This is a genomic window from Variovorax sp. R-27, from assembly GCF_049913215.1.
GTDB lineage: Bacteria > Pseudomonadota > Gammaproteobacteria > Burkholderiales > Burkholderiaceae_C > Variovorax.
The window spans coordinates 4,413,024-4,433,239 of the sequence record NZ_CP183984.1; the positions used below are offsets into that span (position 1 = coordinate 4,413,024).

Below are 20,216 nucleotides of genomic sequence, written 5' to 3' on the forward strand. Positions count from 1 at the left end.
TCCGCGCGGACGCAGGCAGCACAGAACAAAAGGAAGAAGCGCCATGGAATTCGACTACGTCATCGTGGGTGGCGGCTCCGGCGGCACCACGCTGGCCTCGCGGCTGAGCGAAGACCCCGCCGTGAAGGTCTGCCTGGTCGAGGCCGGCGGCGACGGCCGCGGCATCCTGGTGCGGGCGCCCGCCGCCACGGTGGCAATGCTGCCGGGCCGCCCGCGCATCAACAACTACGCCTACCAGACCGTGCCGCAGCCTGGCCTGAATGGACGCCGCGGCTACCAGCCGCGCGGGCGCTGCCTGGGCGGCTCCAGCGCGATCAACGCCATGCTCTACGTGCGCGGCCATCGCGACGACTACGACGACTGGGAGCGCGCGGGCTGCACCGGGTGGTCGTTCGACGCAGTGTTGCCCTACTTCAAGCGCGCCGAGGGCAACCAGCGCGGCGCGAGCGCACTGCACGGTGCCGACGGGCCGCTGCAGGTCTCGGAGCAACAGAGCCCGCGCCCCATTGCCGAAGACTTCGTGCGGGCCGCTGCGGAGTGCGGCATTCCGCGCAACGACGACTTCAATGGCGCCGAACAGGAAGGCGCGGGCCTCTACCAGGTCACGCAGTTCCACGATGGCGCGCGCAACGGCGAGCGCTGCTCGGCGGCCGCCGCCTACCTGCATCCGGTGATGAACCAGCGCCCCAACCTCACGGTGCTGACCGACACGCAGGCCCTGCGCGTGGTGCTCGAAGACCGGCGCGCCACCGGCGTGGAAGTGCGGCACAAAGACGGCAGCATCGAGACCCTTCACGCGCGGCGCGAGGTGGCGCTGTGCGGCGGCGCATTCAACTCGCCGCAACTGCTGATGCTCTCGGGCATCGGCGACCCGGCCGAGTTGGGCCGCCACGGCATTGCCGTGCAGCATGCACTGCCGGGCGTCGGCCAGAACCTGCAGGACCACACCGACTTCATCCTCGCCTACACCTCGAAGCACACCGACCTGTTCGGCATCGGCGTGGTGGGTGGCCTGCATCTGGTGAAGGCCATCGCCGAGTGGCGCAAGAGCGGCAAGGGCATGATCGCGACGCCGTTCGCCGAGGGCGGCGCCTTCATCAAGTCGTCGCCCGAACTGCGGCGGCCCGACCTGCAACTGCACTTCGTGATCGCGATCACCGACGACCATGCACGCAAGCTGCACGCGGGCTTCGGCTTCTCGTGCCATGTGTGCGTGCTGCGTCCGAAGGGCCGCGGCGATGTGCGCCTGAACGATGCCAGCCCAGGCTCGCCGCCGCGCATCGACCCACGCTTTCTGTCAGACCCGGAAGACACGGCGCTGCTGCTGCAGGGCGTGAAGAAGATGCGCGAGATCCTGCGCGCGCCGGCGCTCAAAAAGTACCGCCACCGCGAGCTCTACACGGCCGACGCGCACACCGACGAAGAACTCGTTCAGCACATTCGCGCGCGCGCCGACACCATCTACCACCCCGTGGGCACCTGCAAGATGGGCACGGATGCTATGGCGGTGGTAGACGCGAAGCTGCGCGTGCACGGCATCGAGAACCTGCGCGTGGTCGATGCCTCGATCATGCCGACGCTGATCGGCGGCAACACCAACGCGCCGACGATCATGATTGCCGAACGCGCGGCCGACTGGATGCGCGGGCCGATCACCTTCGACCGCGCGCAGCAGGACGCTAGAGCGCCTGCGACGAGCCCCGCACCACCAGCTCTCCAGGCAGCAGCAACTGGCGCGGCGCAGCATCCAGCCCACGCAGCCTCTCGATCAGGCAGGTAGCGGCCGTGCGGCCGATGGCGTCGGTAGGCTGTGCCACGGTGCTCAGGCCGGGGCCGATGAGCGAGGCCCATTCGGGATCGTCGAAGCCGACAAAGCCGAGGTCGGCGCCAAACTGCCAGCCAAGTCGCGCCATGGCCTGCGCGATGCGCAGCGTGACCACGGCATTGCCCGCGACCACCGCGGCCCGGCGGCCGCGCTTGGCGCGCTGGCGCAGGGCGCGCAAGGCCTCGTCGAGCGCATCGCTCTCGCCCTCGACGCACTCGAACACCTCGCCCGCCACGCGCGGCTCGTGCGCGGCCACGCAGGCACCGAAGGCGGCCGTGCGTTCGCGCCGCGAGCTCACGCCCTTTTGCGGCTCAGTGACGTAGAGCAGTTCGCGATACCCGCCTTCGACCAGATGACCGCAGGTGGCCTGCATCGCGGCGTGGTTGTCGAGCGAGACGAAGTCGGTGTGCATGCCGGTGTGGCGCCGGTCGACCAGCACCGCCGGCTTGCCGTGCAACGTGACTGCATCGACCACATTGCTGCCGCGGCCCAGCGTGTTGAGGATGAAGCCGTCGACCTGGTAGCCCGCCAGCGCGTCGATGGCCTCGCGCTCGCGTTCGCTCTCGTTGCCGAGGTTGAACAGCATCACGAGGTAGCCGGCGTCCTGGCAGGCCTTCTCGGCGCCGCGCAGCACCGCCACCGAGTACGGATTGGTGATGTCGGCCACGATCAGGCCGATGAGCCGCGAGCGGCCATGGCTCAGCGCCTGCGCCATCGGGCTCGGCGAATAGGCCAGCGCCGCGATGGCAACTTCGACGCGTGCGGCGATGTCGGGGCTCAGCAGCCGCTCGCGGTGATTGAGGAAACGCGAGACGGTGGCCTTGGAGACGCCGGCGGCTTCGGCGACGTCGGCGATGGTGGCGCGGCCGGTCGGCTTCATGGTTTTGCTCCCGCCCTCCCCCAGCGGGGGAGGGAGAAAAACCGGCTCGTGCTCATGCGGATGCCGTGTCGTACGGCGCAGTCGGCTTCTCGCCAGCCAGCACCTGCAGCAGGTTCGTCGTGGCGAGTTCGGCCATGGCGTGTCGCGTCTCGTGCGTGGCCGAGCCGATGTGCGGCAGCGGCGTCACGCGCTGGTGCGTACGCAGCGGCGAATCGGCCGGCAGCGGTTCTTTCGCGAACACGTCGAGGCCGGCGGCGCGCAGTGTGCCGTGGTCGAGTGCGTAGAGCAGCGCGTTTTCGTTCACGGTGGCGCCACGGCCACCGTTGATGAAGGCTGCACCGGGCTTCATGCGCGCGAAGAAGGCGGCGTCGATCATGCCGCGCGTCGCGTCGGTCAGCGGCAGCATCGCGAGCACGATGTCGGCGCGCGCGAGCAGGTCGTCGAGCGGCGTGTGCGTGGCGCGGCCCTGCAATTCGGGCGCCTGCGTTGCCAGGTCGACCGGGCGGCGTGCGTGATACAGCACCGGCATGCCGAAGCCCAGCGCACCACGGCGCGCCACGGCCTGCCCGATGCGGCCGAAGCCGAGAATGCCCAGCGTCTTGCCGTGCACGTCGGTGCCGAAGAGCTCTTCGCCGATGTTCTTCGTCCAGTGGCCTTCGCGCACGAGCGTAGAGAGTTCGACCACGCGGCGCTGCGTTGCCATGAGGATCGCGAACACCGTGTCGGCCACCGTTTCGGTGAGCACGTCGGGTGTGTGGCACAGCACGATGCCGCGCTTGTGCAGCTCGGCCAGCGGATAGTTGTCGACACCGACCGACACGCTCGAAATCACCTGGAGCTGCGGCGCCCCGTCGAGCAGAGCGGCATCGACCGTATGGCTCGACCCGATCAGCCCGTTCGCGCTGCGCAGCGCGGCGGCAAAGGCCTCGGGTTCCTTGCGCGGATCGGCCACGACCACGTGGTGCACGGCTTGCAGGCGCGCCAACTGGTCTTCGGGCAACGGCCGGAAGACGAGCACGTTCTTCTTCGACACATTCGTCATGGTGTTCAGAGCCCCGCTTCTTCGAGTTGCGCCCGCATCGGCAGGCCTTCGGTGTCGCCCAGCACCTGCACTGCACGCGCGCCGATCCATGCGCCGCGGCGCACGGCCTCGGGCACGCTCTTGCCTTCGAGCAACGCGCTCACCACGCCGGCTGCGAAGCCGTCGCCCGCGCCCACGGTGTCGATCACTTCCTTCACCGGGAAACCGTCGACGCGGCCGGTACCGGCCACGTCGCTGTCGTAGTAGGCGCCCTCGGCGCCGAGCTTGACGACCACCAGCTTCGCGCCGCGATCGCGATAGAACTTCGCCACGTCCTCGGGCTTGTCGTGGCCGGTGAGCAGCAGGCCCTCTTCGATGCCGGGCAGTACCCAGTCGGCGCGCGAAGCGAGTTCGTTGACCCAGTGGCGCATGGTCTCGGTGGACGACCACAGCGTGGGGCGCAGGTTGGTGTCGAACGAGATGGTGCGGCTGGCGGCGCGCATCACGTCCATGGTCTTGAGCGCAGCCTGCAGGCTGGTGTCGGAGATGGCGGCGAACACGCCGGTGGCATGCAGGTGACGCGCCGAACGCAGCCAGGCCTCGTCGACGTCGGCCGGGCCCATGTGGCTCGCGGCCGAGCCCTTGCGGTGGTATTCGATCGGCGGGTCGCTGCCGTCGGTGACACGGCCCTTGAACTGGAAGCCAGTGCGCTGCGTTGCGTCGGTGATCACGTGCGAGCAGTCGATGCCCTCCGCGCGCATCGCAGCCAGCAGCGCGCGGCCCATCGAGTCGGTGCCGAGCCGGCTGGCCCAGCCCACCTTGAGGCCCAGGCGCGAGAGGCCGATGGCCACGTTGGTCTCGGCGCCGGCAGTGCGCTTGTGGAACGACTGGGCGTCTTCCAGCGGGCCGGGCCGGTCGGCCACGAGCAGCAGCATGGCTTCGCCGAAGAGTGCGACGTCGAAGGCGGTTGGTTCTGTCATGTGTTTGTTCCTACGCCCGCGCGGCGCGGATGAAGTCGATCTGCGCGCGGGTAACGGCCAGCAGGTCGTCGCCCACGAGCGGGTACTCGATGGCGTGCGGCACGTCGGCCGGCAGCGCGCGCAGCACCGAGCGCCATGGCGCGACAGAGTCGCCCAGCGGCACCGCCACCCACTTGTGCGGCAGGCGCTGCGCGCCCTTGCAATGCACGTAGCGCACGCGGTGGCCGAGCGCCTGCGCCGCCTGCAGCGGGCATTCGCCGAGCCAGTGCCAGTTGCCCATGTCGAAGGTCATGCCCAGCGGCACGCCGGCGCGGTCGGCCACGTCGAAGAAGGTCTGCAGCGCGGGCAGCGTGCCGGCGCGCACGGTCTGGTCGTTCTCGATGAGCAGCTCGACGCGGGTTTCGGCAAGCTCCACCTTCAGGCCCCAGAGTGAGCCGTGAGAAGAAGCCTGGAAGTCGCCGATGGACATCTTCAGCCGCTTCGCGCCCACGCGCGTGGCGGCGGCGATGCCGCGCTTGAGCGCTGCACTGTCGAGCCAGCCGCCCTGCGCCCACAGGCCCTCGGGGCTGGAGTACACGGAGGCCAGTCCGCTCAATGCGGGCAGCTCGGCATCGGCGTCGCGCAGCATCTCGCCGCGCACTTCCACCGAATCGGCGCCCGCCGTGCGTGCCAGCTGCGAACACCAGAGCTGGCCATGCCGCCCCACCTCGGCCGCGCCGAAGGACGACAGAGAAATCAGAACGGAGAAGGACATTCAGTGTGCTTGGTGGGAGCTGAGGATCTGGCCGAGGAACTGGCGGGTGCGCTCGTCCTTCGGGTTGCCGAAGAACTCTTCGGGCGGCGCCTGCTCGACGATCTTGCCTTCGGCCATGAAGATCACGCGGTCGGCGACGCTGCGGGCAAAGCCCATTTCGTGCGTCACGCACAGCATGGTCATGCCGTCTTCGGCCAGGCCGATCATGGTGTCGAGCACTTCCTTGACCATCTCGGGGTCGAGCGCCGAAGTGGGCTCGTCGAACAGCATGATCTTGGGCGTCATGCACAGCGCGCGCGCAATCGCAACGCGCTGCTGCTGGCCGCCCGAGAGCTGGCTGGGGTACTTGCCAGCCTGCTCCGGAATACGCACGCGCGTGAGGTACTTCATGGCTACCTCTTCGGCTTGCGCCTTCGTCATGCCGCGCGAACGCATCGGCGCGAGCGTGCAGTTCTCGAGGATGGTGAGGTGCGGGAACAGGTTGAACTGCTGGAACACCATGCCGACCTCGGCACGCACCGCGTCGATGTTCTTGCCGCCGGCCGTGAGGTCGATGCCGTCGACCACGATGCGGCCCTTCTGCACCGTCTCGAGCCGGTTGATGCAGCGGATGAGCGTGGACTTGCCCGAGCCCGAGGGCCCGCAGATCACGATGCGCTCGCCCTGGCGCACCGACAGGTCGATGCCGGTCAACACCTGGAATTCACCGTACCACTTGTTGACCGCTTCCATGCGGATGATCGATTCCGTCGTCATGCCAGGATTCCTTCAGCCTCGGGGTTGCTTATTGCATCTTGGGCAGGTCGGCCTGCAGCCACTTCTGATACAGCTTGTTGAGCTCGCCGTTGGCAGTGTTCTTCTGCACGAATTCGTTCACCGCCTTGTGCAGCTCTTCCTGGCCCGGGCGCATCGCAATGCCCATCGACTGCTGCACCAGCGTGAACTTGTTTTCGAAGGTGTTGGCGGGTACGCGCTTGGCGATCTGCGCTGCCACGGTCACCGAGCAGCCGATGGCATCGACCTGGCCCGAGATCAGCGCCTGCATGGCAGAAGCGTCGTCGTCGAAGCGGCGGATTTCGGTGCCTTCCGGTGCGGCCTTGGTCACGGCCACGTCTTGCGTCGAAGCGCGAGCCACGCCCACGCGCAGGCCCTTCAGGTCGCCTGCCGCCTTGATGGAGGTCTTGGTCGCACCGTACAGCACGATGGTGGCGGCTGCGTAGGGCTGCGAGAACTGCACCTGCTTCGCGCGCTCGGGCGTCACGGCCAGCGAAGCCACCAGCAGGTCGACCTTGTTGGTCAGCAGGAAGGGAATGCGGTTCGGGCCGGTCACCGGCACGATGTTGGCCTTGACGCCCCAGTCCTTGGCCAGCAGCTTGGCCACGTCGGCGTCGTAGCCGTCGGGCTGGTTCTTCGCGTCGGTGGTGCCGTAGGGCGGAAAGTCGACCAGCATGCCGATGGTGATCTCGCCCTTCTTCTTGATGTCGGCCACGGTCTGCGCCGAGGCGAAGGGTGCGAACACGGTGAGGGCGGCGCCGAGGCCGAGGGCTGCGAGCGCTGCGCGGCGGGAAGTGATGACGGTCATTGGATGTGTCTCCTGAATAAGGGAAAGAAGCGACGAGAAAGAAAAAGAACAACGAAAAGGGTCAGCGCGCGAGAGCGCGGGCCCGGCGGCGCTCCATGCGCGCGGCCAGCAATGAAAGCGGCCAGCAGATGGCAAAGTAGATGGCTGCCACCACCGAGAACACGATGAGCGGCTGGAAAGTGGCGTTGTTGACGATCTGCCCCGCACGCGTCACTTCGACAAAACCGATGATGGCCGCGAGCGAGGTGCCCTTGATGATCTGCACCACGTAGCCCACCGTGGGCGCCAGCGCGATCTTGAAGGCCTGCGGCAGCATCACGTCGCGCATGCGCGAGCTGTATTTCAGGCTCAGCGCCTCGGCCGCCTCCCACTGTCCGCGCGGAATGGCCTCGATGCAGCCGCGCCAAATCTCGCCGAGGAAGGCCGCGCTGTTCAGGATGAGCGCTACGCCGGCGGCAACCCACGGGTTGATGTCCAGCCCCAGCACCGGCGCGCCGAAGAACACCAGGAACAGCTGCAGCAGCAGCGGCGTGCCCTGGAAGATCTGGATAAAGGTGGTCGATACGGCCCGCGCCCACGTCGATTCAGACGTGCGCATCAGCGCAATGATGAGCCCCAGGATCGCGCCGCCCACAAAGGCGATGGCCGACAGCGCCAGCGTCCACTTGGCCGCTTCGAGGATGAAAAGGAATTCGGGAAAGCCGAAGGTGCGCATGTTGATGTCTCCGTCCGTCGTCTCTTACCGGCGGTCCGGGTAGTTGAGCGTGCGCTTGTAGATCAGCTTGAACATGGCCGAGAAGGCCAGCGCCAGCGCGAGATAGATGGCGGCCACGACGATGTAGATCTCGAAGCTGCGGAAGGTCTGCGACTGCAGGTTGGCGGCCACCGAGGTCAGGTCGTCGGCCGAGATGACCGACACCACGGCCGAGCTCAGCATCAGCAAGATGAACTGGCTCGTGAGCGCCGGGTAGATGGCCTTCAGCGCGGGCTTGATGATGACGAAGCGGAAGATTTCCCAAGGCTTGAGGTTCAGCGCCCTGCCCGCCTCGATCTGCCCCTTGGGAATCGACTCGATGCCCGCACGGATGATTTCCGTGGCGTAGGCGCCCAGGTTCACCACCATGGCCACCAGCGCGGCCGTCTGCGGCGACCAGCGCAGCCCGATGGCCGGCAGCGCGAAGAAGAAAAAGAACAGCTGCACGAGGAACGGCGTGTTGCGGATCACCTCGATGTAGGCATTGACCAGAAAGCGCAGCCAGCCCGGCCCCGAGGTCTTGCCCCAGGCACAGAGGATGGCCACCACCAGGCCCAGCACCGTGGCAATGAGCGAGAGCTGGACCGTGATCCACGTGCCCTTGAGCAGCAGCGGCCAGGCGGCAAAGACGGCGTCGAATTGAAACTGGTAGTTCATGGTGGGCGGACCCGAATGCGCGCCGGGTGGGCGCGTGCGTGCCCCGAAAGCAAGGCTTGCAGCTTATATGAAACCGGTTTCAGGCTCATATAGGGATTCCCCTAGGTGGTCGTTTTGTCTCACCTTCTGCCTACACTGAAGCCCATGCTGAACCCACCCGCGGCCACCATGCCCACAGAGGCACATACGCCCCTCACGGGCGCCCCCACCGTGCAGCATTTCCGCCAGGCGCTGCTGTGGCCCTTGCGACTGATGCCTGCGCCGCACGCCGCGCACCATCACGGGCCCTGGCACGTGCTGCGCGAGATGGGCGACGCCTCGCCGTGGCGCGAAGAGGTCGACGAATACACCGGCGACAGCAGCCGCTTTCACGAGCGGCACTACAACGAGTTCGTGAGCTTCCTGCCGTACGTGCAGCGCTTCCTGTACGGCGAAGGCCGCTCACGTGGCGACGGCGTGGGCGGCGACGGCGATTCGCCGATGCGCATCTTCCGTCGCCACGACATTGCGGCCGTGCGCCTGGTGGCGCAGCCGGGCGACGCGCCGGTCACGCTCGACGTGATCCATTGCGACCTGTATTTCTTCTTCGACATCGACGTGGTGCTGCTCAACCTCGAAGTCGGTGCGAACAACCTGAGCCTCGCGCAGGCGCAAGACATCCTCTACCGTTTCGGCCGCGCCTACCCTTCAGGCTGGGAGCCCGACGGCTCGGCGCTGCACTGCATGGCCAGCGTCGAATGGCTGGCCGCCGACGGCCACGTGCTCGCGAGCTCCGACGCGCAGCAGCGCGAGGCCTTTCTCTCGCACGTGGCGCAGCACCGCGCGCCGCGCATCTCCGCCCACTGGGCCTACCTGATGCAACCGCTGGTGAGCGACCATTCGGAAGACCCTGGCGTGCTGCGCTACCGGCAGATCGAGTACTACCGAATGCCGGTCATGGCTTATCTCTCGCTGGACGATCCGCGCCGCCTCACTCGCGACGACTTCGTGCGGCTCGCGCTGGTCACCGGCGCAGGCGCCACCGACGCCCACCTGCCCTACGCCGAGCATCACCTCGCGGACTTCGAGCACAGGTACTGCTACGACCGCTTCTGGGTGAACGCGGGCGCAGCGCCCAACACGCGCTACCTGTGCAACGGCCATGCGCTCATCGTGGTGGGCGACGCGAACTCCGAATTCTTCTGCTGCCGCGACCGCGGCGTGCTCGCGCAGTTCAGGCATCAGCACTTCCTGCTGTTCCTCATTGCGCATTTCCAGAAAGCCTCGCTGCTGATGTTCTCCGATCAGTTGGTGGAGGCGCTCAAGCGGCTGGACATCCGCAGCACGCCGAGCGTGAAGCAGTTCAAGCGCGCCATCCGCGCGAGCTTTGAGCGCTTCCTGCGCTTCACGCATCGCTACTGGTTCCACGAAATTTCAGAGCAGGCGCAGGTACGCGCGCTCTCGCACATGTGCGCCACGCACCTCGGGCTCGACCCACTCTACGACGAAGTCAAGGCACGCATCGCCGACATGAACACGTATCTCGACGCCGACAGCCTGCGCAGGCAGGCCAGCACTGTCGTGCGGCTCACGGTGGTCACGCTGTTCGGCCTCATCGGCACCATCACCACCGGCTTCCTGGGCATGAACCTGCTGGCTGAGGCCGACGCGCCGCTGTGGCGCAAGGCAGTGTGGTTCGGCGTGGTGTTCGTCGCGACGACGTGGCTGACGATCTACACGATGGTGAAGTCGCAGCGGCTGTCGGACTTCATCGATGCGCTGTCGAACGACCGGCTGGGATTCAGGGGCAAGATGGCCGCACTGGCGCGGGTGTGGCGGCCTGGGGCGGATTGACCGGCGCTTGCCCCGAGCCACTCATCGATCAGGTTCGCAGACTTGCTTGCTCAAAGCGTCGCGCAAGGAGCCGATCGTGCTGTCCGCAGCGTCGATCCGCCGTTGCAGCTCCTCATTGACCAGGCGGAACAGTGCGCCGAATTCGGATCGGGTTGGATAGATCTCCTCGCGCTCATTCACCTGCATCGGAACGACGAGCTTTTCGAGGCATACGTAGGCGCTGTGCACTTGGCGAATGCCCTCGACGTCGTCGCCTGCTTGCAGGGCAACCGACTCGGCATTTGAATGGGGATGAACCGACTTCGGCGTTGAGGCGGTATCGGTTTTCGGCGCGTGCTTGAGCACGCGAGCAGACTTGGTCACGGACGACCTCCAGAGGTTGCGATTTGCAAAAACCGCCACACCCGCTGCTAAACGAGGCGGCAGCTCGGACGGGTTAGCAGACCGGGCAACCTCTTGCGAGAAACCGGCAGGGCGCGAGCCCTCCCATCCGAGCCGCCAAAACTGGGGGCGCGAACGAAAAAGCCGCAGGTCCTGCGGGGAAACTGCGGCTTGCGTCGCAGAGGTTGCTTCGGGCTGCTAAACCCGATCACGCCTCATTCGGCGTGACGGGCGCAGTATAGCCACGCAGTTCGCTCGCGGCCGAGTGCTACCAGGCGCGAAGCCTTTCATTGGCAGCTGAAACTCTCGGCCTTCTCGATATCGCCCGTGCCCTTGTAGCGCGCAACCTTCGGGTAGGCGCAGAGCGGCCGGCTGCGGGTGGGCGACCAGCCGGAGGGAACATCCCCGTTCACGCCGCCTGCGTTGCCCGCACCGCGCGCCGAAGCGACGACGGAATCGGCGGCCTCGCCCTTCTCCACCCAATTGACGAGCGGTGCGAGCATGTCGAACTGGTCGGTGGTCGGCCCGCCGGAGCAGTGGTTCATTCCGGGCACCCGATAGAAGCGTGCGAAGTTGGATGCATCGCCGCCGTTGGCCGCCGTCAGCTGGTCGTACCAGTGCTGCGTGTCGTCGCTCGAGAAGATGGGGTCGCTCGTTCCATGGTAGGCCATGACCTTGGCGCCGCGCTTCTTCAATCGACTCAGATCGGTAGGGTTCGGCGGCGTCATGAACGAAAGCGAGTTCTCGGTGTAGAGCCCGTCGGTCGACGTGATCTTCGAGAGGATCGAATCGATGTTGGCCGTGAGCGTGAAATTGGGACCATTGAAGCCGGTCGGGTTCTCGGGCGGCACCTGCCAGACGAAGGCGACCGCGCCCGAGTCGAGGTTCAATGAATTCGAGAACTTCCACGATGACCAGCCGGTCGTGTTCAGGCCCGCATCGAAGGGAAAGCTCGCATAGATCTTCTTTCCACTGCCGTCGAGCGCACCCGCGAAGAGTTGCGCAATGCGAAGCTTCTGGTCGGCCGAGAGGCATGTGCCATCGCGCGAGCCGCTGCAGGTGGGAACGTCGCGGTCGAGCGAGAAAGCCGCCTGGCATGCGCCGGTGTCCTGGACGATGCCGTCGGTCGTGCCATCGAGGGCGTCGCACTTGGCAAGGACCGCATTGGAGACCAGGGTGCGTTCGGCGAGCGTGAAGCCCGTACTCGGATCGCCCGGGGTGGTTGCCAGGGCGTTGTAGTTCTGGGCGCCGACGATGTTTGCGGAGGCCGCAAGGGGAAGCCGGAAGCCGGGGTCGCCCACCAGGAAGCCGTCGTAGTCGTCTGCATAGCGTGACATGGCAACCATGGTGTGGCGCCCGCCGTTGGAGCAGCCGCCGATATAGGAGCGGTCGGGGCCCTTTCCATAAGCCGACGCGATCAACGCCTTCGCCATCGGCGTGAGCTTGCCGACCGCCTGGTAGCCGTAGTCGAGGCGAGCCTGTGGATCGATGCCGAAGAACGGCGTGGGCGCCTGGTGCCCCGCGTCGGAGCTGATCACCGCGAAGCCCTTGTTCAGGGCGTTGTCCAGAACGCCGCCTCCGCCCACCGGCCCGGTGGCTGTGCCGACGCTGCCGTCGAGCCCCCCGTTGGCCTGATAGAAATACCGCCCGTTCCAGTTCACCGGTAAGCGCATCTCGAAGCCGATCGCATAGCTCTGGCCGTCGACCGGGCTTGTGCGCTGATACATCGATCCGCGCACCTGGCAATGCGCCCCCACCGGCTTGCCGGCTACGCTCAGGGTGCCGGCGGCAATCGCATTGGCTGCAGTGATCGTCGTGTTGGCAAAGGTGAAGCCGGCAAGCGAGGCGCAATCGATGAGTGCCGCGCCGGTGGCCGCGCCGAGCACCGGCAGTGTCTCGACAGGCGGCAGCGGATTGTCGGGAGGAGTCACGGGATTGCCGTTGCCGGCCGGCGGGGCGCTCGTCGATGTGCCGGTCGCCGGGAACGAGCCGACGAAGCCGCCACCACCATTTCCTCCGCCGCAGGCGGTCAGCAATGAAGCGACAAAGATCAGGGATGCGGGGGTCTTCAAGAATGTCTCCTTCGACGCCTGGATGCAGCGCCTATAGTTAATCTACTTAACTATCAAAGATAACCAGTTATGGTTTTCCATTAAGCAGTTTGCACTCCCACGGCGATCCCCTGAGCCAGTTAGATCAGGTAGTGAATCACTTGGAGGCAGAACGACAATGCCCGGAATGCCCAAGAACAGAAGCAATCCGGTAGATGCCACACCAGCCGGCCGGCTGGTCGAAGCGTCCCTGCATCACGTGCTCGGCTATCAGCTCGCGCAGGCGACGATCGTCACCGACGCAGTGTTCGCCGAGCGAGTAGGCACACCTTTCGACCTTCGCCCCGTCGAGTTCACGGTGCTGTGCCTGATTCACGAAAATCCCGACGTGTCGGCCGCCCGCCTGGCAAAGGCACTCGCGGTCACGGCGCCCAACATCGCGGCATGGCTCGAACGGCTCGAGAGGCGAGAGTTGATCCGCCGCACCCCGCACGCAACGGATCGAAGGGCCCAGTACCTTCGCACCACCCCGACCGGCGCAACGCTTGCCAGCAGCGCTACACGGTTGGTGATCGAAGGCGAGCAGCATGTGCTCGGCAACCTCTCCAAGGGCGAGCAATTGATCTTGATCGAGCTCCTGCACAAGGTTGCCGTGTCACGCAGGGTGTGAGCATTCAGGCATCCATTCGATGCAGGCTCTTTCGCCTGCGGGCGCACGCCCGTGCCGCGCGCGGTTCGTGCAGGCTGCGTTCAGTCGCCGAAGGCGACTTCCGCGCTGGCCACGGCGCGGATCGGCACGCCGAAGCTCGTGATGTCCGACAGCGTGGCGTTGTGATGCTCGCGGATCTTCGCGCCCGTGGCGTGCGGCTTGTCGTGCGAAGTGTGCGCATCGGCCGCGAGCACCACGTGGTAGCCGAGGGCGGCAGCGCGGCGCACTGTCGTGTCGACGCAGAACTCCGACGAATAGCCGCAGACCACCACGCGCTTCACGCCGTGCCCGGAGAGCCAGGCTTCCAGCGGCGTGCGAAGGAAGGAGTCGGGCGTGGTCTTGCGGATGCGCGCGTCGCGCGAGTCGGTGTTGAGCGCGCCGGCGAGCTGCCAGCGCTCGGAGTCGAATTCGAGGTCGACCGCATTCTCGTGCTGGATGAAGGCCACCGGCACGCCGGCCGCGCGGGCGCGTTCGGTGAGCGCGTTGATGCGCTGCATCACCTCGTGGGCCTGATGGGGACGCGGCGGATCGTCGCAAAGGCCACGCTGGACGTCGATGACGAGAACGGCAGTTTTCATGGGTCCGGAATCGGCGGGTTCTTGACCGGCGCGATTGTGCCCCACGCTGCCTGACCTGCGCCCTACTGCCAGGCGCTCACCTCCAGCCGCACCTTGCCGCTGATGCCCGGTGCGGCGGGCGCCGCACCAAGGCTGGACAGCGGCACCACGAACTGCAGCTTGCCGCCGGCCAGCTGCTTCGGGCTCATCGGCAGCGAGGCCCGCCCGGCCGTGTCGGTCTGCCAGCCGTACTTGACGTTCCAGTTCTGAGCCGCGTCGTCGGGCTGGGGCGGCGCGATCTCGATGATCAGCGTGTCGCGGAACAGCGAGCTGCCCTCGTAGTGGCCGTCGAGCCAGAACTTGTTGTTGACCTGGTAGTCGGGCACGCGCACGCCCAGCGTCATGGCATAGGCCAGCGTCGGGCGGTCCTGCTTCACGCGGGCCTTGTTGGCAAGGAACACGGTCGAGAGGTAAATGGAGCGGCGGTCGGCCTTGGCCGGGTCGGTCAGTTCCTTGTGCGTGCGGCAGGCGGGCGAGTCTTCTTCGGCCACGCGCCGGCTCAGGTACCAGCGCTTGCCGCGCGGCGCGGCGAGCAACTCGACCTGGTAGAGCGCATCGACGTCGGCACCGGCAGGCAGGTCGGGCGGCAAGGTGACGCCGTCTATGTCGAACCACAGGTCGACCCGCACGTCGCCGAACAGGAAGCGCGTGAGATTCTGGTAGGCCTCCTCGGAATTGACGATGCCGAAGAAGCCGGAGTGCGACCGGTAGGTGAAGGCGGTGGCCACCGGCTGCGTCTTGCCTGCGGCATCGGTGGACCAGAGCGAGGCGTTCTCGATGCGCACGAGCCCGTCGCTGCCGTGGCCCGCGAACATGCGCGACAGGCCCTTGGCGCTTTCGTAGTCGCCGCGATTGGTGCCGACCATGCAGAAGAAGCGCTCGGCCGGAAAGGCCGTGGCCGGCAGGTAGTCCATGCGGCCGTTGATCGGCTGCGTGGCCAGGAACTCGGACATCTTCTCGCGGTTGAAGGTGTTCATCTCGTTCACCGTGAGCCAGGCCGGCACGTTGATGCCGCCCATGTCGATGCCGTTGTGCGGCGTGGCATAGGTGAACACCTTGTCGACGCAGGCACGCGCGGCCGCATCACCGAGTGCGGCGTTCTGCAGGAAGGCTCGCACCACCAGGCCGCCCATCGAATGCGCGACGAGGTAGCAGCGGAAGTCGGCGGGCGAATAGCCCGGCCCCTCGCGCAGCGCCACGAGCTCGCGCACGCGCAATATCAGCTGGCTCAGGCCCTGCGCATACACCTTGACGTCCTTGGCCTGGCCGTCGCCCAGCAACTCGGAGCCCGAGTCGTAGTAGCGGTAGATGATGACCGAGGCCGAGGGGATGCCGTCGACGTCCCGGCCGTTCTCGTCCGGCGAGGGCTTCCAGTCGGGGTCGAGGATGTCCAGGCCGTTCTGGTAGACGCTCTGGTACTGGAAGTCGGCCAGCAGGCGCACCATGGGCGATTCAAAAACGAACTTCTGCGCCGGCGCTTCCTTCTTGACGGTGGCGCGATACACCGTGGAGCCGATGTTGAAGCCGCAGAACGGATCGGCCGCGGTTTCGTCCCGCTCGGACTCGGTCATGGCATAGCCGCGCACGTAGATGATGGGATAGCGATTGCTGCTCATGGAATCTGCCGCCTCGTCGAAAGTCGATGAAGCTTTCCAGTGTGCCGAACCTGGCAGGGGCCCGCCATACGGCTCATGGCATAGGAAGGCCGGGGGACATTCGCGCAGGGGAGACCGATATACCCCCGCGCCCTAAATGTTTCTACCGCTGAAACCATTGAAATGTTCGCCGTGGCTACTCTCGCGCCATCCTGCAAACAAAGATCCAGAGGGCTTTCTCATGGCTGACGATTCGGGCTCCCAGGGCTCCTACCTGCCCCAACTGCTGCGCCGGGGCACCGTGCTGGCCGCGGCCGGCTGCGCCCTCGTCGCGGGCTGCAGTGCCGCCGGCAGCGGCGAGACGCGCTATGACAGCTCGCCGCAATTCAAGGACGGCGGCTTCCACAACATGGCCAACCCCGACCTGCCCGCCCAAGCCAGCGCATGGCGCATCTGGTCGCGCTTCATCGTGGGCAGCAAGGTCGACACCGTCCCGGTCGATGCAATTCCGGTGAAGGCGCTGGACCGCGGTGCGCTCGATTCGCTCGACGTCAAAGCCAACCACGTGGTGCGCCTCGGCCATTCGTCGCATCTGCTGAAGCTGCGCGGCAAATACTGGCTGATCGACCCCGTGTTCAGCGAACGCGCGTCACCCGTGCAATGGGCCGGGCCGAAGCGCTTTCACCAGCCGCCGATCACGCTCGAACAACTGCCACCCATCGAAGGCGTGATCCTCTCGCATGACCACTACGACCACCTCGACGTGGCAACCATCGAATACCTCTCGAAGAGCGTGCAGCGCTACTTCGTGCCGCTGGGCGTGCGTGCGCGGCTGATAGTGATGGGCGTGCCGGCCGAGCGCGTGACAGAGCTCGACTGGTGGCAAGGCGGCGAACACGACGGCGTGAAGCTCACCGCCACGCCCGCCCAGCACTTCTCGGGCCGCACGCTGAACGACCGCGACCGTACGCTGTGGGCCTCATGGGTGGTGCAAAGCGGCGACCAGCGCCTCTTCTACAGCGGCGACTCGGGCTACTTCCCGGGCTTCAAGCAGATCGGCGAGCGCTTCGGCGGCTTCGACATCGCGCTGATGGAAAACGGCGCCTACGACACCATGTGGCCCGCCGTGCACATGACGCCCGAGCAGAGCGTGCAGGCCTTCGAAGACCTGCGCGGCAAGGTGTTCTTCTCGGTGCACAACAGCACCTTCGACCTGGCGTTCCACACCTGGCACGACCCGCTGGACCGCATCGCTGACCTGGCGGAGGCGAAGAAGATCGAGCTGGCGACGCCAGTGATCGGCGAAGTGGTGACGGTGGGGCAGGCGCGGACCAACACGCGGTGGTGGCAAGGGTTGCGCTAGTCGCAACGCGAGGCGCTGGGCTCCTCGATACGTGAAACCTCGCCGTTTCCGGCCAGAACAATCCTGCGCAACTGAATGGTGCAGCGAGGCGCCGATGCAGGCCAGAGAAAAATCGCTTCGTACTGTTCGCCGCTGCGAGGGACGAAGCGAACGGTTCCCACGCAATTCGACCACACGGTGCTGCCGCCAGCCAGCAGCACCACTTCAACGTCCGCCGGAATGATCCGCTCAGAGCTCATGAAGTCGGTACTCAGACGAGGCGCCATGCCCACCCTCCTGGACTCCGATCGCTCGTTGAAGAGCACGCCGCCCTTGGGGCCCTCCCTGCGGCAACTCTCGCGCACCGCGAAGGAGTAAGAGATCACCCGGGCCGACGCATTCTGGACAACACGCAGCCTTGCAGTCCTGTCGCCCGTCGCGTCCTTGTATTCGACGCTCGCACACCCCGACAACACAGCCGCTGCGCCTGCGAACGCGATATAGCGAACGCAACCGAGCAGTCCCTCAGCTACTGCCATAACGCTCTCTCCTCCTGCTGTTCGACTCCAAGCGCAAGCGGCCATGTTTACTCGCCGCGCTCCTTGCGCTCCCGCGCGCGCCGCACCTGGCGCGTCTCGTTGGCCTGCGACGCAATGCGGTTCTTCTCGCGCTTCTTCGCCGCCCGCTTCTCGCGCATGCGGCGGCCCAGCACGTAGCTGCCGAGGCCCGTGACCACGGCAATGAAGATCCCGATGACGCTGATGTCGATGCCACCCATCACAGCACCCGCACGATGCTCGTCGGCTTGAAGCCCAGGTCGGCCGCCTTGCCCTTGCGCGCGCGGGTGCCGCGCGCGTTGTTGAGGGTGCGGATTTCCAGCGTTTCTTCGCGCTCCTTGGCGCCGCGGCCGATGCCTTCGATCTTCACGCTGCGCGTGTAGGCAGCGGCTCCGGCCAGGGTGTCCTTGGCCTCGAGGTCGATCAGCGTGAGGCCACGGCCGCCCTTCGGCAGGCTCTTGAGCTCGGTGATGTCGAAGGTCAGGATGCGGCCGCCGGTCGAGGCGCAGGCCACATGCGTGGCCGGGAGCATCGGCTCGGCGCCACTTGCGCCACCCACCAGCGACGGACGGCACAGCTGCTCGCCCTCGCCCACGTCGATGAAGGCCTTGCCGCCGCGCTGGCGCGACATCATGTTCTCGACCGAGGCGATGAAGCCGTAGCCGCCGGTGTTGGCCAGCAGCACGCTGGCGCCCACCGGGCCCGCGAAGAAATGCGTGACGTGCGTGCCAGCATCGAGCTCGATGAGCGTGGTGACGGGCTGGCCGTCACCACGTGCGCCGGGCAGCGAGGCCACGGGCACGGTGTAGACGCGCACGCTCTTGTCCTTGGCGCTGCCGAACACCAGCAGCGTGTCGACGCTGCGGCACTCGAAGGCGCCGTAGAGCGAGTCGCCCGACTTGAAGCTGTATTCGGGCGTTGCGCCCTTTTCTCCATTCGCGCCGTTGCCCGCGGCCTTCTCGCTGGCCCAGCCCTTCTGTGCACGAACCCAGCCCTTCTGCGACACGATGACGGTGACGGGCTCGTCGACCACCTTCACTTCGGCCACTGCGCGCTTCTCGGCCTGGATCAGCGTGCGGCGCGCGTCTTCAAAAGTCTTGGCGTCGGACTCGATTTCCTTCACCAGCAGGCGGCGCAGCGCGGCCGGGCTGCCGAGGATGTCCTCGAGCTTCTTCTGGTCCTCGCGCAGTTCCTTGAGCTGCTGCTCGATCTTGATGGCTTCGAGCCGCGCAAGCTGGCGCAACCGGATTTCGAGGATGTCCTCCGCCTGCACTTCGCTGAGATTGAAGCGCGCGATGAGCGCCGCCTTCGGGTCTTCCGCCGCGCGGATGATCGCGATCACCTCGTCGATGTTCAGCAGCACCAGCTGCCGGCCTTCGAGGATGTGGATGCGGTCCATCACCTTGCTGAGCCGGAACCGCGAACGCTTCTCGACGGTGATCTCGCGGAACGCGATCCACTCGTTGAGCATCTGGCGCAGCGACTTCTGCGTGGGCTTGCCGTCGATGCCGACCATCGTGAGGTTGATCGGCGACGAGGTTTCGAGCGAGGTCTGCGCGAGCAGCGTGGTGATGAAGTCGTCCTGGCTGATGCGCGAGGTCTTGGGCTCGAACACCAGGCGCACGGCGGCGTCCTTGCTGGACTCGTCGCGCACCACGTCGAGCACCGACAGCATCGCGGCCTTCAACTGGGTCTGCTCGGCGGAGAGGGCCTTCTTGCCGGTCTTGACCTTCGGGTTGGTGATTTCCTCGATTTCCTCGAGCACCTTCTGCGTGCTGACGCCCGGCGGCAGCTCGTTGACCACGAGTTGCCATTGCCCGCGCGCCAACTCTTCGATCTTCCAGCGCGCGCGCACCTTGAGCGAGCCGCGGCCGGTGCGATAGGCGTCGGCGATGTCGCTCGCGCTGCTGATGATCTGCGCGCCGCCCGGGTAGTCGGGGCCGGGCACGATGGCGAAGAGCTCTTCTTCGCTGAGCTTGCCGTTCGACTTGATCAGCGCCACGCAGGCGTCGGCGATCTCGCGCAGGTTGTGGCTCGGGATTTCGGTGGCCAGGCCCACGGCAATGCCGCTCGCGCCGTTGAGTAGCGTGAAGGGCAGCCGCGCGGGCAGCAGGCGCGGCTCCTCGGTGCTGCCGTCGTAGTTGGGAATGAAGTCGACCGTGCCTTCGTCGATCTCGTCGAGCAGCAGGCTGGTGATGCGCGCCAGGCGAGCTTCGGTGTAGCGCATGGCCGCGGCACCGTCGCCATCGCGGCTGCCGAAGTTGCCCTGGCCATCGACCAGCGGATAGCGCTGCGAAAAATCCTGCGCCATGCGCACCAGCGCGTCGTACGCGGCCTGGTCGCTGTGCGGGTGGAAGCGGCCGAGCACGTCGCCGACCACGCGCGCGCTCTTCACGGGCTTGGCGCCCACAGTGCCGTTGGTGCCGCCGAAGCCCAGGCCCATGCGCGACATCGAGTACAGGATGCGGCGCTGCACCGGCTTCTGGCCGTCGGACACATCGGGCAGCGCGCGGCCCTTGACCACGCTGAGCGCGTATTCGAGGTAGGCAGTCTGGGCGTAGTCGGCGAGGGTCAGGGTCGTGTCGCCGTCGGTAGGACCCTGGAGATCGAGCGGAGGTTGGGAATCCATGAAAGAGAAGGTGAGAAAAACAGTTGCTGCGGGCCGTGCGCGAGGGTAG

The 20,216-nt window shown here is 66.5% G+C and carries 19 protein-coding genes; 4 read left to right on the plus strand and 15 right to left on the minus strand.

Annotated elements, in window-relative coordinates; all coding sequences use genetic code 11:
• The first annotated feature begins 43 nt into the window (after window positions 1–43).
• Window positions 44–1,780 (plus strand): GMC family oxidoreductase, encoded by a 1,737-nt coding sequence (locus ACN9MV_RS20700; RefSeq protein WP_426389258.1) that lies wholly within the window; start codon window positions 44–46, stop codon window positions 1,778–1,780.
• Here the strand turns inward: ACN9MV_RS20700 and ACN9MV_RS20705 are convergent.
• From ACN9MV_RS20705 to ACN9MV_RS20740, 8 genes are all read right to left on the minus strand, one after another.
• On the minus strand, window positions 1,680–2,705 hold the full coding sequence (locus tag ACN9MV_RS20705) for a LacI family DNA-binding transcriptional regulator (RefSeq protein WP_093050851.1): 1,026 nt from the start codon (window positions 2,703–2,705) through the stop codon (window positions 1,680–1,682). The two genes, ACN9MV_RS20700 and ACN9MV_RS20705, sit on opposite strands and share 101 nt — an antisense overlap.
• 52 nt (window positions 2,706–2,757) lie before the next feature.
• Complete coding sequence (locus tag ACN9MV_RS20710; RefSeq protein ID WP_426389260.1) at window positions 2,758–3,747, minus strand: 2-hydroxyacid dehydrogenase; 990 nt, start codon at window positions 3,745–3,747, stop codon at window positions 2,758–2,760.
• Between the two features lie 5 nt (window positions 3,748–3,752).
• Window positions 3,753–4,706: a sugar kinase gene (locus ACN9MV_RS20715; protein WP_426389262.1), complete on the minus strand. Its 954-nt coding sequence runs from the start codon at window positions 4,704–4,706 to the stop codon at window positions 3,753–3,755.
• Window positions 4,707–4,716: 10 nt separating this feature from the next.
• Window positions 4,717–5,460 (minus strand): sugar phosphate isomerase/epimerase family protein, encoded by a 744-nt coding sequence (locus ACN9MV_RS20720; protein WP_426389263.1) that lies wholly within the window; start codon window positions 5,458–5,460, stop codon window positions 4,717–4,719.
• Window positions 5,461–6,216, minus strand: coding sequence for an amino acid ABC transporter ATP-binding protein (locus tag ACN9MV_RS20725; protein WP_093050863.1), 756 nt, complete (start codon window positions 6,214–6,216; stop codon window positions 5,461–5,463).
• A gap of 28 nt (window positions 6,217–6,244) precedes the next feature.
• Entirely contained in the window at window positions 6,245–7,042 is a 798-nt protein-coding gene (locus ACN9MV_RS20730; protein ID WP_093050866.1) for a transporter substrate-binding domain-containing protein, read from the minus strand.
• A 61-nt stretch (window positions 7,043–7,103) separates the two neighbouring features.
• The gene (locus ACN9MV_RS20735; protein WP_426389266.1) at window positions 7,104–7,757 is read right to left on the minus strand and encodes an amino acid ABC transporter permease; all 654 of its coding nucleotides are present in this window, start codon (window positions 7,755–7,757) and stop codon (window positions 7,104–7,106) included.
• A gap of 24 nt (window positions 7,758–7,781) precedes the next feature.
• Window positions 7,782–8,453, minus strand: coding sequence for an amino acid ABC transporter permease (locus ACN9MV_RS20740; protein ID WP_426389267.1), 672 nt, complete (start codon window positions 8,451–8,453; stop codon window positions 7,782–7,784).
• A 144-nt stretch (window positions 8,454–8,597) separates the two neighbouring features.
• Here ACN9MV_RS20740 and ACN9MV_RS20745 point away from each other — a divergent pair, with 144 nt between their 5' ends.
• The gene (locus ACN9MV_RS20745) at window positions 8,598–10,286 is read left to right on the plus strand and encodes a hypothetical protein (RefSeq protein WP_426389268.1); all 1,689 of its coding nucleotides are present in this window, start codon (window positions 8,598–8,600) and stop codon (window positions 10,284–10,286) included.
• A 21-nt stretch (window positions 10,287–10,307) separates the two neighbouring features.
• Here ACN9MV_RS20745 and ACN9MV_RS20750 read toward each other — a convergent pair whose 3' ends face one another.
• Both ACN9MV_RS20750 and ACN9MV_RS20755 read right to left on the minus strand, forming a co-directional pair.
• Complete coding sequence (locus ACN9MV_RS20750) at window positions 10,308–10,649, minus strand: hypothetical protein (RefSeq protein WP_256216928.1); 342 nt, start codon at window positions 10,647–10,649, stop codon at window positions 10,308–10,310.
• Between the two features lie 305 nt (window positions 10,650–10,954).
• Window positions 10,955–12,598, minus strand: coding sequence for a tannase/feruloyl esterase family alpha/beta hydrolase (locus ACN9MV_RS20755; RefSeq protein ID WP_426393187.1), 1,644 nt, complete (start codon window positions 12,596–12,598; stop codon window positions 10,955–10,957).
• A gap of 307 nt (window positions 12,599–12,905) precedes the next feature.
• On the opposite strand from ACN9MV_RS20755, the gene ACN9MV_RS20760 reads away from it, so the two are divergent.
• Window positions 12,906–13,388, plus strand: a complete 483-nt coding sequence (locus ACN9MV_RS20760; RefSeq protein ID WP_177142362.1) for a MarR family winged helix-turn-helix transcriptional regulator — start codon at window positions 12,906–12,908, stop codon at window positions 13,386–13,388.
• Between the two features lie 80 nt (window positions 13,389–13,468).
• Here the strand turns inward: ACN9MV_RS20760 and ACN9MV_RS20765 are convergent, their stop codons facing one another.
• Entirely contained in the window at window positions 13,469–14,005 is a 537-nt protein-coding gene (locus tag ACN9MV_RS20765) for a cysteine hydrolase family protein (RefSeq protein ID WP_354338146.1), read from the minus strand.
• 62 nt (window positions 14,006–14,067) lie between these two features.
• Window positions 14,068–15,660 (minus strand): esterase/lipase family protein, encoded by a 1,593-nt coding sequence (locus ACN9MV_RS20770; protein WP_426389270.1) that lies wholly within the window; start codon window positions 15,658–15,660, stop codon window positions 14,068–14,070.
• Between the two features lie 220 nt (window positions 15,661–15,880).
• Between ACN9MV_RS20770 and ACN9MV_RS20775 the strand changes: the two genes are divergently transcribed.
• The gene (locus tag ACN9MV_RS20775; protein ID WP_093050883.1) at window positions 15,881–17,002 is read left to right on the plus strand and encodes an MBL fold metallo-hydrolase; all 1,122 of its coding nucleotides are present in this window, start codon (window positions 15,881–15,883) and stop codon (window positions 17,000–17,002) included.
• Here ACN9MV_RS20775 and ACN9MV_RS20780 read toward each other — a convergent pair.
• Genes ACN9MV_RS20780 through parC form a run of 3 tightly spaced genes read right to left on the minus strand, consistent with a single transcriptional unit; the run spans window position 16,999 to window position 20,167 of the window.
• Window positions 16,999–17,520 carry a hypothetical protein gene (locus ACN9MV_RS20780; protein ID WP_093080078.1) on the minus strand — a complete coding sequence of 174 codons (522 nt, stop codon included), beginning with the start codon at window positions 17,518–17,520 and terminating at the stop codon, window positions 16,999–17,001. The two genes, ACN9MV_RS20775 and ACN9MV_RS20780, sit on opposite strands and share 4 nt — an antisense overlap.
• A gap of 47 nt (window positions 17,521–17,567) precedes the next feature.
• Window positions 17,568–17,759, minus strand: a complete 192-nt coding sequence (locus ACN9MV_RS20785; RefSeq protein ID WP_093050889.1) for a hypothetical protein — start codon at window positions 17,757–17,759, stop codon at window positions 17,568–17,570.
• Window positions 17,759–20,167 carry a DNA topoisomerase IV subunit A gene (parC, locus tag ACN9MV_RS20790; protein WP_426389271.1) on the minus strand — a complete coding sequence of 803 codons (2,409 nt, stop codon included), beginning with the start codon at window positions 20,165–20,167 and terminating at the stop codon, window positions 17,759–17,761. The genes ACN9MV_RS20785 and parC overlap by 1 nt, the downstream gene beginning before the upstream one ends.
• Between the last annotated feature and the right edge of the window lie 49 nt (window positions 20,168–20,216).